Annotated in this window: 8 protein-coding genes; 2 read left to right on the top strand and 6 right to left on the bottom strand. The window is 64.7% G+C overall.

The genetic code is table 11. From position 1 onward, the window contains the following. Window positions 1-10: 10 nt before the first annotated feature. From Q1W26_RS13250 to Q1W26_RS13260, 3 genes are all read right to left on the bottom strand, one after another. On the bottom strand, window positions 11-541 hold the full coding sequence (locus tag Q1W26_RS13250) for a DUF6306 domain-containing protein (protein WP_300440923.1): 531 nt from the start codon (window positions 539-541) through the stop codon (window positions 11-13). A 79-nt stretch (window positions 542-620) separates the two neighbouring features. After that, window positions 621-1,232 (bottom strand): hypothetical protein, encoded by a 612-nt coding sequence (locus tag Q1W26_RS13255; protein ID WP_300440926.1) that lies wholly within the window; start codon window positions 1,230-1,232, stop codon window positions 621-623. 119 nt (window positions 1,233-1,351) lie between these two features. Further along, window positions 1,352-3,856 (bottom strand): hypothetical protein, encoded by a 2,505-nt coding sequence (locus tag Q1W26_RS13260; protein ID WP_300440929.1) that lies wholly within the window; start codon window positions 3,854-3,856, stop codon window positions 1,352-1,354. A gap of 293 nt (window positions 3,857-4,149) precedes the next feature. Between Q1W26_RS13260 and Q1W26_RS13265 the strand changes: the two genes are divergently transcribed. Further along, window positions 4,150-6,291 (top strand): helix-turn-helix transcriptional regulator, encoded by a 2,142-nt coding sequence (locus Q1W26_RS13265; protein ID WP_300440932.1) that lies wholly within the window; start codon window positions 4,150-4,152, stop codon window positions 6,289-6,291. 93 nt (window positions 6,292-6,384) lie between these two features. Here Q1W26_RS13265 and Q1W26_RS13270 read toward each other — a convergent pair whose 3' ends face one another. From Q1W26_RS13270 to Q1W26_RS13280, 3 genes are all read right to left on the bottom strand, one after another. After that, the gene (locus Q1W26_RS13270) at window positions 6,385-7,545 is read right to left on the bottom strand and encodes an NnrS family protein (RefSeq protein ID WP_300440933.1); all 1,161 of its coding nucleotides are present in this window, start codon (window positions 7,543-7,545) and stop codon (window positions 6,385-6,387) included. A gap of 98 nt (window positions 7,546-7,643) precedes the next feature. Further along, on the bottom strand, window positions 7,644-8,210 hold the full coding sequence (locus Q1W26_RS13275) for a hypothetical protein (RefSeq protein ID WP_300440936.1): 567 nt from the start codon (window positions 8,208-8,210) through the stop codon (window positions 7,644-7,646). Between the two features lie 158 nt (window positions 8,211-8,368). Continuing rightward, complete coding sequence (locus Q1W26_RS13280) at window positions 8,369-9,793, bottom strand: sensor domain-containing diguanylate cyclase (protein WP_300440938.1); 1,425 nt, start codon at window positions 9,791-9,793, stop codon at window positions 8,369-8,371. Window positions 9,794-10,006: 213 nt separating this feature from the next. Here Q1W26_RS13280 and Q1W26_RS13285 point away from each other — a divergent pair, with 213 nt between their 5' ends. Further along, a complete protein-coding gene (locus Q1W26_RS13285; RefSeq protein WP_300440940.1) occupies window positions 10,007-12,124 on the top strand; it encodes a TonB-dependent receptor in 2,118 nt (705 codons plus the stop codon). Window positions 12,125-12,700: the final 576 nt, after the last annotated feature.

Below are 12,700 nucleotides of genomic sequence, written 5' to 3' on the forward strand. Positions count from 1 at the left end.
CTAACCCGGCTCAGCCCTCCTCGGCGAGCAGCGCGTCGCATGTGGCGATGTTGTCCAGGTGCGAGCGCCGCATGTTTTCGAGCACCGCACGGGCCGCATCGTCGTCGACGAGTGGCAGCACTTCGTCGATCTTGCGCACCACCCAGGCCTGGCCCTTGTTCACAAAGCGCAGGCGCTCGGTGAGGCCGTCGATGGCCAGGGTTTTCTGGAAGAAGGCGCCGGTTTCGTGGGAAGCCTCGCCGCCGAGGCGCCGGATCGTCTTGTAGAGCACCACGGCGTTGGCGCCTTCGTCCCGCTGCACCTGGTCGAGCAGCCCACGTACCGGGGAGCGGCTGTCGAGGCTGTCGCGCAGCACCGCCAGCACCCGGGCGCCGGCACGCTCGGCTTCGAGCAGCGCGTTGAGGCGGGCGGTGAGTTCGGCCGCGGCGTCGGGCACGTCACCCGCTTCACCAAAATGGCCGGGAAATTCCGCCGCGTAGCAGGGCGGCGATGAAAAGCCGGTCTCCGCCGGCGGTGTCCGGGCTGCGGGTTTGTCCTTCATCAGTGTCTCCTCATGGATTTTTGCGCCTGGTCTGCGAAACGAAACCTGCCCGCCTCGCAGCAACGCGCTTTATTTGAATTCAAACAACAGGCCGTACAACAAAGACTTCGGGATCGTCGCCGTGTTCGAGCAGCGCCCGGCGCACCCGCTCCTGCCACAGCTGGCGAAACTCGCCGGCCTCATCAAGCGTGGCTTCGCCGGCCAGGCAACGCTGCATCAGCAAAGGCATGCGCGGATCGGCCGGCACCTGGCGCATGGCGGCCGCGGCATCCACGGCAGCGCCGGTATCGATGCGGGTGAAGCGGATCTCGAGGGGCTGGCCGGCATCGAAGGCCAGCAGCTTGCGGCGATCGAATCGCCCGGCCAGGCCCTTGAAGCCGGAATCGACGGTGGCGCCGGTGAGCAGCGCCACAACGTTGGCGATGACACCTGTGACGCCAGCCACCTGGCTGTCGCGAAAACTCACGTGCACGCCGCCCCGCTCGGGCAAGGCATCGGGGTACAGGGCGGCCAGGGACTGGCGGGTCAGCCAGTAGGCGCCGGCCACCGTGGGGCACGAATGCCCCGCCAGCCGGACGGCGTCGATGTACGCGTACTCGACAATCCCGCCCTCGAAGGCGCCAAGAAATTCAGCCAGCGGATCGTGCATTCGCACGCGGGGAACGAGATCGAAAAACGCCGGGTAAGGCATGGGCTCTCCTGGGTATCGCTGATGGGCGGCGCCGTGATGGCGCCGTCAATCAGACTAGTAGCCCCCGGCGGAGCGCGCCTTGACGGCGGATAGGCAAGCGGCAAGCAAAGCGTGCTCTCTTACTGCGTGGCCTGCAGGCCCAGCGTTGTGCAGGCGCCAGGCAGGTTTTCAGGCATGCGGGACGCGTCGCGCTCGGCGAGCGACCAGCCTTCAAGGCCCAGGTCGGTGAATTGCGGTGCGGCGAGGCGAAAGCTTTTCTCGCTCGCCGTACCCGCGATGGCATGCCGTGCCTGCCAGCACAGCAGCGCCGCAAAGTGTTCGTCGCCCCCCGGCGCCCGGCTGCGGTCGAGTTCGCCGATGGCGATCTTCATGTAGTGGCGGCCCAGCTCCCGGTAGGCTCCCACCAGGTCGGCGTTGGAGTTGACGGTCATTTTTACGGTGGAATCCTGCGGAAAGATCGGGGTTTCCCAGTCTTCGTCGAAGTACTCCCGCGTGCCTGCCAGCAGGCGCGCCAGCAGGGCCGAAGACTCGCAGGGCAGCTCGCTGACCCCGCCGCAACTCACAACCCGGCGCCCGTCCCCCTTGTTCGCCCCTGCCGCGGTCTGGTCGCGCAGCCAGGCGGGGTAGTCGAAGGCCGGCTTGACGATCCACAGCCGCGACTGGGGCGCTTGCAGGCAACTGTCCGGATCGGGGCTCTTGCTGACGCACGCGGCCAGGAAGGGATACGGCCAGCCCCAGATCGGGTAGGACACCGTGCGCGAGCGTTGCTCCGCGTCCATCTTGTCGGCCGTTTTCAGGAGCGCATCGAAAGCGCTGCGGGCCGCTTCGGTGGTGTCGGCGTCCCGCATGCGGGAGCGGCGCAGCACGTGTTCGTCGTAACAGCCCTGCGGCCATCCGGCGAGGCCGGGAACATGCAGCTGCAGGCCGCGGCGGATCAGCAACTCGTTGCGCAGCAGGCACAGATCGCCCATCGAGCCGCCCCTGTCCTGGGCGTGATCGGAAATGATCACGTCCTTCACCGATTCGGCGATGGGCCGGTAGGCGCCCAGGTTGTCGGACGAGCCGCCATCGACCAGGCGCACATAAACCGGGTCGCGCCGGCTCACGTAGCTGAAGTAGGACTCGCCGAGATAAAGCGGAAACGGCAGCGCAAGGTGAATGCCGCGGCGGATGTCGCTGGTTTTGGCCACGCCGGATTCGCCCACGTTGAGCGCATCGATGCCCCAGTTGAGGTTGATGACGTGCAGCCCGAGGCCCGCCAGAAAGCGCACCGGCTGGCCATACACCCGCTGGTTGGCGTCGAAGAAGGCTGCCGACGCATTGACGGCGGTCAGCAGCGAGGCGTGTTTTTCGACGCTCTCCACATCGCGGAAGGCCTTGTCGATATTGATCGGCCCGACGCCGCCCGCGCATTGCTGAGCGCCCGTCATGTGAAAGATGTCGCGCTCGAAGTTGGTGTCGTTCTGGCCGGTCCAGCCCAGCAGGGAGCGGCTCGGTGCGGCGGTGGCGTTGATGATCCAGCGCGGCGGCGAATGAGCGCCGTCGTCGTAGAGGCTGTTCAGGCCGGCAAAGCTCATGCGCGCTGGATCGGGCCGGAGGCGCAGCTCGCCGTTCTGCCCGGAGATGCCGCCCTCGTCCGGCCCGCGCGTTGTGTGGGTGGATAGATCCGCCTGGCCGTCTTCGGTCACGAAGTGCTTCACCGCGCCCAACTGCGCGGCCCAGCCCGCATCGCCTTCAAGCGCCCGGGCGTCGAGGGGCTCGAGCCCGTAAGCCATGCCGATGCCCTCGCGATACACCATGCGCGATGGCGACAGGTTGATCGGCCAGTCGAAGATCGTGTTGGCCAGCCAGGCCATCGGCAAGGACAGCATGTGCACCGTGACCAGCGCAGCGGTGCTCGTCTTGCTGCGAATGCCGGCGCCCGGCGTGTTTTTGAACTCGCAGCGCTGCCAGGTGAGGATGTCGGCGTGGCAGCGCACAAACTGGAGATTGCGCGTTTCGGGCCGGATCTCGTTCCAGTAGCGACGCGCCCGTGCCTGGGCGGCCGCAAACTCCGCCGACCCGTCGTCGTCGCCCGCCCGCACGCTTGGCGGGCAAAACAGCGTTTCGACCGCAACCCCGCGCTCGCGGGCTTCGGCCTCGATGAGCCGCTTGTCCTTGCCGGAAAGCACGCCCTCGAAATGGGCCGGAATACAGTCGCGAAAATAGCGCGTGAGCTCCCGCGATTGATCCAGCGCTGCCGGCGTGGCCTCACCCGCCAGCGGCCGGTTGCGGATCAGCCGGGAGTACAGATAGAAGGCGGCGTAGCTGCCGCCCGACACCGACGACACCGCGTCGGACTGCCAGAACAACGCATTCGAGTAGCGCGTGCGGTCGGCACTCAGCGCAAGCGGGGTGGTCACTGCCGCGCCCAGCACGCCCATGGCGAACGAGGACGCCTTGGTGCCACCGCCCGCCAGCGTGATGGCGATGCGACGGTCCGGCGCGTCGGCGGCGGGCAGCGGAATGGCCGGCAGGCAGGCGGAATCCTCGGCGCCGGGCCGCGTCAGCGCATCGGCATGAGCAAGAAGCGGAAACGTGAGTGCGGCGGTGCACAGCAGGCAGGTCAATCCGGCGCGTTCCATGGCAGTCTCCCGAAGAGCCCGCGCGGCAGCGTTGCCGGCCGGGCAGCCAAAAAACAGATTGGCATATCTACCAAACTAGACCATGAAACGCCCACCCGCCCTGGTGTCAGTGCTTGTCTATGAATAGCCCGGCGTCGGCCTGGGGCCGAATCACCGCCACTGCCTCAGCCTCTTATTTACGCACAAGCTCTTAATCCGACTGAATCGGTTAGATTCACACCTGAACAGAAAAAAATTCTTCACCCAATGAAACGTTGCGATAAGATTTCAAAATCAAATAAATTGAGGTCATCATGAACCGCGACACAGCCATTGGGATGTACATCGCCAGCCTGCGCGATCAGGCTGCTATCAAGCAAAACGAACTTGCTAAGAAGCTGCCGTGGAGCGCAGCCGTACTATCTCGCATCGAGAATGGTGAGCGACAACTCACAGACGATGAACTAGACATTATCCTCAACGGCATAGGAACACCCGGGGCACTAAAGCTGAAGGAAGTGCTGGCGAGAAAGTGGGTCATCCTGCCTGAAGCCGCGCTGGGTGATGCCGACACTGATTTGCTTTGGGAGGCCGAGCGGGCGGCCCAGCAGGTTCACCAGTTGGCAGAGCAGCCTGAAGTAAAGCAGTTCTATGAGCGTCGGCTGGTGCGGTATCAAGAAGAGTTGCTCGCCGCAGCCGCACGCGTGGCAGACAAGCGCTTCCGCGTCACCTTCGTCGGCACCATCGGTGTGGGCAAATCGACGGCCATCTGCCGGGCGGAAGGCCTGGAGATCGCAACAGGAAAAGGAATGCCGAAGGCCGTCCTCGAGACGGGTGCAGGAGGCATCACTATCTGCGAGGACCATGTCCGCCAAGGTCCGGGCTACGGCCTGATAGTTGAGCCTTGCTCTGACGACGAAATCCGGCGCTACGTTTCGGACTTCGCCAACTTTTTGCTGCACCCGTCGCAACTAGGTCCGCAGGGCGAAGAAAGCGAGGGCGGTGAGTCTGGGTCGCCGGGCATCTCCCGAGAAGTGGAGCGTGCGCTGCGCAATATGTCTGGGTTACGCCGCCGACGGGCAGAAAGGAAAGCCGATGGATCGGTAGTTCCGGCGGTTGATGAGGCGCGCGCCCTCGCGACGAACACAGCCGATGTCAAGACCTTGTCAGTAGAGATCCTGGCACGCATGAAGTTGCACGGTCGTGATCGTCGGGATCTCTGGTATGTGCCGGAAAGTGGTAAGCCCCCACTCGAATGGCTGCATGACATGTTTTACCGCACCAACAACGGCCTTCACGAAGACTTCACCATACCTAAGCGCATCGAACTCGTGATACCGAGCACGGTGCTTGGTAACGACTCATTGTCGGTAACCTTGGTAGATACGCAGGGGATCGACGACCTGGCAGAGCGACGCGATCTCGAACAGCACTTCGACGACCCACACACGATCGTGGTGCTATGCAGCAAGTTCAATGAGGCGCCGGCAACTGCAGTTCGGCAGTTGCTGACCCGCGCTCGGGACGGTGGCATTAGGACACTTGAAACACACGCGGCGATTCTTGCACTACCACACACTGGCGAAGCACTCGCGGTAAAGGACAACGGGTATCCCGTACAGACGGTCGAAGAAGGCTATGAAGTGAAGGGCGAGGAGGTGCAGCTTGCGTTGCATCGCAGTGGACTTTCCAGTTTGCCGGTGGCCTTCTTCAATGCAGCCGAAGACGAGCCGCAGGCGCTCAGGTCGTTTATTCTTGGGCGGATAGAGGCAGTCCGCGAGTCACAAAGGGAAACCCTGCGCGAGATCATCAAGGGGGCTACCGCGCTGCTTGCGAACTATGAGAAAGATCAGGCGCACGTGATCATGCAGGCGGCGGCACAACGCCTGCAGACGTGGATCGACAACAATGCGAAGCTGCCGACCAGCACAAAACGCCACGTGCATGACAGCCTTGTTTTGGCCGTCAACGCTGCGCACCCGAGCACGGTGTACGCGGCTATCGTTCGCGACGGCGATTGGTGGAAACTTAACTACGCGCATCAGCTCAGCCATGGCGCACGGCGCATCGCAACCACGCTTGTCGAGCCTAAGCTCAAAGAGTTCAAGGCGATAGCGACAAACCTCCTGCAGGACGACCAATTCGCAGATGCCCACGGCCTCGTACAGCAGACGGTGCGGGCTGTAGAGACCGGCTTCGACGGGGTCGTGCGCAAAGCGCAGCTGGTCGGGGAAAGCGTTCACGCCGACGACATGCGAGTCGACAAGGATTTCTGGACGGAATGCGGTAACGAGTGGGGCCGCGGTAAGGGTTATCGGGAGCGGATCAACGAACACAATGAAGGCTGGTTCGAGGAGAAACGCTTGGGCGAGGCCGATGAGCGGGTTATCGCAGCCGTGACTGAAACTTGGGATGAGGCTATCGCCTCAGTGCGGCAGCTATTGGCGCTCGACTGAGCGAAGCATGGATAAGAGCTTGTCCGTGAACAAGAGGCCTAGGGGAAGATGACTCAGCCCCATTCGAACGACGGACTATTCATGGACAAGCGCTCAGTGCTCCTTGCCATCCACCCGCGGGGCAAGCAGGCGCGGCAGCAGGCGCGCACCGAGAATCGTGAAGCATAAAAACCAGCCGCCCGCCGCGATATGCACCCAGCGGCCATACACCTCAGGCATGAACTGCGGCAGCACGATGCGCACCACCAAGGCTGCCAGCATGATCCAGATCAGCAGCTTGTCGCCGGCATCAAAAACCACCTTGCGGCCGGTGTGGCCCTTGGAGATGCGCACCAGCATCGGCGGAATGATCAGGCCCATCACCCCGAAGCTGAAAAGATGCACCGACACGCTGCCAACCCACACCGGCGCCCACACGATGCCGGCCAGCTCGAGCAGCAACTGGCCGACGATGGCGAGATAACCCAGGTACATCACCGCCAGGTCGATGCGCGTCATCGCGAGGCCGGGCTTCCAGCCGGCAAAGCGCACCAACAGCAGCACCGCGCACACCAGCAGCAGCGCGCCGGCCAGCCAGGACGGCAGCCAGGCCTGAAAAACCAGCGTCAGCGCCGACAGCTTGATGGCCGCATCGAGCCGCGGGTCGCGCAGCAATTCCGCCTGAAAAACGCCCTTCATGAACTGGGTGAGCGTGCGCTCCAGCATCACCAGGAAGGCCATGCGAAAGAGGCCGATCGCCATCGTCCAGCCCGCCTGGAAGTGCCCAGCGTCGAGGATCAGCAGCTTGGCGGCGAGAAAGGCCGGCAGCACGAAGAGAAAGAAGTAGTTGTCGCGAAAGGAATCCTGCTTGCGGTAACGCAGCAGCGTCCACAGCAGCATGACGACGATGCTGCCGAGAAAGACCAGGTTTGACAGCCAGAACAGCCAGCCCGGCCAGGCACCGCCAAAGGCCATGCCGACCCGCTCCAGCACCCAGGCGGCCACCAGCCCGATCAGCGCGGCACCGTGGTAGCCGCGCACCTGCACCCAATTTTTGGTGGAGGTGAGCAAAAAGCCGCCGATCACCGCCCAGCCAAAGCCGAAGAACATTTCGTGGGCATGCCATTGAACCGGCAAGAAGCGCCCCGCCGGCGCCGGCAGCACGCCCGTAAACATCAGCGCCCACAAGATGGGAAAGCTCAGGCCCGACAGGCAGGCGAGCAGAAAAAACGGCCGAAAACCGACGAGCCAAAGAGGGTGGGCTGAAAATTTCATGGGCGTTCCGGGAAGCTGGCATCCGCCCGCCGACGCCTTCGCCGACGGTTTATCAAGCCTACGCCGGCCGGCCCGCTGCAACCTTGACCCGGAACAGGTCAGTCGTGGCGCCCGTGTCCGTGCCCGCCACCTTCGTTGCCACGGCCACCGCCACGGCCGCCGCGATCACCACGCTCGTCGGCGCGCTCGCGGCGATCATCCTGGCGCTGTTCGCGATGATCGCGCCGATCGTCACGGCGATCATCGACACGCTGCTCGCGGCGCTCTTCGTAACGCTCGCCGCGCGGCGGCGGTGCGGGACGGTAATCGGGCCCCGGACGATAGTCGGGCCCGGAACGGTAGCGCGGGGCATAGACGTCGCGGTACCAGCTATCCTGGACAAAATAGACCGGTCGCCCGCAGGCGTTGTAGCGGCTGCAGTGCTTGCGCCAGTTTTTGGCGTGGCCGGGCGGCACGCGCAGGTACAGGGGCTGGGGCGCGTAAGCCCGGGGAGCAGGCTGGATGATGACCGGCTGCGGGTACATCAGCACCGGCCGCGGAAAGTTGCCGATGTCCAGGCGTCCATAAAAATTGGGGTCGCCGATGCTGATCGACACGCCGACATCGGCGGCCAGCGCGCCCTGGGCAAAGGCCCCCAGCAGCGTCGCACAAAGAATTCGTTTCATCGCCAAAACCTCCGGTTGATTACTTGCCGAATGGCCGCAAAGGCCTGCCGGAACCACGATAACACCCGCACTCCGCACAAGGCGCGACGCCCGACACGCCCATCGTGCGACAAGACCGGCCGGCGCGCTGTAATCGACTGTAAGCAGTTGCGTCGCGCTCAGGGCGCGCTGCCGCCGAAGATGCACACCCGGTCACGGCCGCCGTGCTTGGCGTCGTACATGGCGCTGTCGGCGTGGAGCAGCAGGCTCACATCGTCGCTGCCATGGTGGGGATAGACGGCGATGCCGATGCTCGACGAGACCTCGAGCGTCAGCCCCCCCAGCCGGAAAGGCTCGCCGATGGCATGGCGGATTTTTTCGGCCACCCGGAGTGCGTCGCTTTCGGATTCCACGTGGGGAAGCAGCACCACGAACTCGTCGCCGCCAAAGCGCCCGACGGTGTCCGACTCGCGCACGCACAGGCGCATGCGGTCCGCCGCCTCGCGCAGCAGCAGATCGCCCACGGCGTGACCATAGATGTCATTCACCGGCTTGAAGCGGTCGAGATCGATGTACAGCAGCGCAACCCGGTGCAGATTGCGGCGGGCGGCCGTCAGGGCCTGGCGCAGGCGGTCGGTGACGAGGGCCCGGTTCGGCAGGTCGGTGAGCATGTCGTGCTCGGCCATGTAGGCAATGCGCGCCTGGCTCGCCCGGCGCTCGGAGATATCCCGGCTGACGCCGTGCAGCTCGATGCGCCCGGTGCGGGGATTGCGGCAGAAGGTGGTCACCATTTCGACCCACACCGTGCCACCGTCCTTGCAGGGCAGTTCGGCCTCGTCGGTGTAAAAGCACTCAAGCCCGCCAACAAAGGCCTCGACGCGCTGGCGCAGCAGGCTGCGGATCAGCTCCATGTCCTCGGCGCGGAACATGCCGTCGATCGGCGTGGCGACAAGCTCCTCGGGCTTGTAACCACGCAGGCGCTCAACAGAGGGGCTGATGTAGATGAAATCGAGCGTCTCGGTATCCACCGTCCACACCACGTCCTTCATCGTTTCGGTCAGGAGGCGGTATTTCTCTTCGCTGGTCTGCAGCTTTTCGGCCGCCTGCTGCGTCTCGGCCACGCTGCGGCGAAGGCGCCGGTTGATAAGGTGGATGTAGACCGCCATCACGCCGAGCAGGCTGACCAGGGCCACGGCCCAGGCCAGGTAAGTGCGCAGCCCATTGAGATCGGCGTCAAGCCGGGCGCTCTGGGCCGGGGAGTAAGAAAAGCGGCTGAAATCGAAGCCCGGCGCCAGCACGCCAATCCCGGCATGGATTTCAGCACTGTGCGGCAGGATCAGCGGAAGCATCGGGCGCGCATCGTAAAGACGGAAATCCAGCGGGTGTTCGCTGGAATGACGCGCATGGACCGGAGCCGCAATTTCTTCGCGGTGATCCATCGCGAAATAGCTGGCAAACAGAAAACCGTCTCGCCCCTTGAGCTGCACCGTCACCGGCATCTGCGCCAGGCACGGCACTGCAAAGCCCACAAGCACTGCCAGCGCCGCAAGCCTGAACAAGGCACGACGCCAGGCAGCACTCATGATCCGGCGGATCAACGGCATCTCGCAAATTTCCGGCTGGGGAGTCTTGAAGTATAGCCACCGCCAGGCGAACCGCTGGCACCCTGCCCTTTCTTGCCCATTCTTGCCCTTCCCTGCCCCATCCTTCCGCGCAAATCACGATTTTCATGACGCGGCGGCGACGCTTCTTCGCTAAGTTCTGCCCCAGCGTCCGTAGCCGCAACGGACAAAAAACAGACCACGGAGACACCCGCCATGCCCCCCCGCTTCCAGCCCACCGCCCTCGCCACGGCGCTCGCCGCCCTCGCCGCGGGCCCGGCCTTCGGCGCCGACAGCGCGCCGCTCACCCTCAACCCGGTCGTTGTCACCGGCAGCCGTGCCGAGGCTGCCAGCTTCGACATGCCGGCCGCCATCGACGTGCTCGACCGGGACCAGATCACCGCCGGCCAGCCCCGCGTGAATGCCTCCGAAGCCCTCGCCGCCGTGCCCGGCGTGATCGCCAACAACCGCCAGAACTACGCCCAGGATCTGCAGATTTCCACCCGCGGCTTCGGCGCCCGCTCGGCCTTCGGCGTGCGCGGCGTCAAGCTGGTTGCCGACGGCATTCCGGCCAGCATGCCCGACGGCCAGGGCCAGGCCGCCACCTTCAACCTCGACGTGGCCGAGCGCATGGAAGTGCTGCGCGGCCCTTATTCGGCCATCTACGGCAACCACGCGGGCGGCGTCATCCAGCTGTTCACCCGCGAACCCGAAGCCCGGCCCAGCGTGGAAGGCGGCTTTGCCGCCGGCAGCTACGGCACCACCAAGGCCGATCTCACCGCCCAAGGCAAGCTCGACGGGCTTGGCTACGTGATCAACGCCTCGCGCTTTTCCACCGACGGCTACCGCGACCACAGCGCCGCCACCCGCGAACAGGCCTTCGCCAAGATCACCGCCAAACCCGACGACGACAGCAAGCTCACCTTTGTCGTCAATGGCCTGTGGCAGCACAACACGCAAGACCCGCTCGGCCTCCGGTGGAGCACCGCCCAGGCCAGCCCGCGCAGCGTCGAGGCCGCCGCCCTCACCTACAACACCAGAAAGAGCATCGACCACCTGCAGGGCGGCGTCGCCTACGAACGGCGCCTCGGGGCCGACCGGCTGCAGGTGTCCGCCTACGCCGGCCAGCGCAGCGTGATCCAGTTCCAGTCGATCCCGCGCACCGTGCAGCTTTCCAACCCCGGCCACTCCGGCGGCATCATCGATTTCGACCGCAACTTTTACGGCATCGGCGCCCGCTACATCGCCGTGCGCGAGGCCGCCGGCGGCAAGCTGACCACCACCGTCGGCATCGACTACGACAGCAGCACCGACCAGCGAAACGGCTATGAAAACTTCACCAGCGCCACGGCCCTCGGCGTAAAAGGCAAGCTGCGCCGCAAGGAAACCGACACCGTCGAAAGCCTCGACCCCTACATTCAGGCCGAATGGGCGCGCGGCGACTGGGCATTCACGGCGGGCCTCAGGCACAGCAACGTCAAGTTCAAGGTGGCCGACGACTACATCACCGCCGACAACGGCAACGACAGCGGCAGCCGCAGCTACCGGCGCAGCACCCCGATGCTCGGCGTGGTGTACAAGCTCAATCCGGCCATCAACCTCTACGCCAGCGCCGCGCGGGGCTTCGAGACGCCGACCCTCAACGAAATGTTCTACGCGATTCCGCCCGCAAACGGCTTCAACTTCGGCCTCAAGCCCTCGCGCAGCCAGCACTTCGAGATCGGCGCCAAGGCCTTCGTCGGCGCGGCCAGCCGCGTGAATGTGGCGCTGTTCCAGATCGCCACCGAAGACGAACTCGTGGTGGCCGCCTCCGCCGACGGCCGCACCAGCTATCGCAACGCCGGCAAAACCCTGCGCCAGGGCGTCGAGGCCTCCTTCGACACCGCCTGGCAGCGCAACCTCAGCAGCCGCTTCGCCGTGTCGCACCTGCGCGCGATCTACGACGAGGCCATCGGCGCCAGTATTCCGGCCGGCAACAGCCTGCCCGGCATTCCGCGCACCACCCTGTTCGGTGACCTGGCCTGGAAGCCGCTGCCCGGCATCACCGCCACCGTCGAAGCCATTTACCGCAGCCGGGTGTTCGTCGAGGACACCAACAACGCCGCCGGCACCGACGCCAAACGCCCGGCCCCCGCCTACGCCATCGCCAACCTGCGCCTCACCGCCGAACAACGGCTCGGCCAGTGGCGCCTCACCGAATTCGCCCGCATCGACAACCTCTTCGATCGTCAGTACATCGGCTCGGTGGTCGTCGGCGACGGCAACGACCGCTACTACGAGCCCGCCCCCGGCAGGAACAGCATGGTCGGCGTCAACGCCCGCTACACCTGGTAAGCGGCTGAAGGTTTCGCAACACCCGCAAAGTGCGGTCTTCCCCTGCAACGGGGAGACCGCTTTTTTTTAGGCTATGTGCGCGTTAAGTGAGTAATGACTCTTCCGGGCAGGCCCGCTGGGCTTGGAGAGGGAAGCGCTTTCCACACTTTGTGCGAACCTTGGTGGTTCATTCCATTCGACCTTCTGCGGGTTAAGCCCTTGCTGGACGGATTTCCGGTGTATGACCTTACATCGGCCGGGTCTCGCCCCGGCGGGCGACCTTCTTTCTTGTTGTACGACAAGAAAGAAGGCAAAGAAACGTACCCCGCTGCCGCGCCCCCTTCGGGGGTTCCCTCCCTCCGGCAATGCCGTGCGGGGTCTTCGCAAACTCGCCCTTCGGGCTCAAACATGCGAAGCCCTTTTTCCGCCCGTCATCACCTCCAGTCGGCACGTCAGAGGGGACCGGAAATGCGGGTGATCAACGGTTCGTGGCTTTATCCGGTGATCGTGATGTGGCATCAGTAAAGGCTCGGCGCTCCTCAGAAAGCCCGTCTGAACCTTTGATCCGCGCAGCAACGGGCGGGGAAGTCCGGCGCA

Source organism: Zoogloea sp. (assembly GCF_030157465.1).
In the GTDB taxonomy this organism is placed as follows: Bacteria; Pseudomonadota; Gammaproteobacteria; order Burkholderiales; family Rhodocyclaceae; genus Zoogloea.